At 64.6% G+C, this 257-nt stretch carries 1 protein-coding gene; it reads right to left on the reverse strand.

All coding sequences use genetic code 11. The annotated features are described in order from the left end of the window. Window positions 1–27: 27 nt before the first annotated feature. A partial coding sequence (locus ACLJNW_RS26470; RefSeq protein WP_410961548.1) for a heme-binding domain-containing protein occupies window positions 28–257 on the reverse strand: 230 nt, incomplete at its 5' end.

A 257-nucleotide genomic window follows, 5' to 3' on the forward strand; every position in this document is an offset into this window, starting at 1 on the left:
GTTCAAGAACGGCTACGCAAGCGGACCTTAGCGGCGGCGCTCGCGCACCTCGTGTTCCACAGCCACACCAAGGGTTGCCGCGAGTCCCCGCGCGAGCCGATCGCGATCCGTTGCATTCAGGCGAGCGTGGGCATGGACCAACGTGTACGCAGCCGGCGGCATTTCGCCCTCGAGCACTTCTTCAGAGGCTTTCTTCGCCTCCTCTTGCGGACGCGGCCACTCGGAGAAGTTCAGGACGGCTCGGCCTTCCTTGACGT

This window comes from Salmonella sp. SAL4457, from assembly GCF_046548235.1.
Classification (GTDB): Bacteria; Pseudomonadota; Gammaproteobacteria; order Enterobacterales; family Enterobacteriaceae; genus Salmonella; species Salmonella enterica.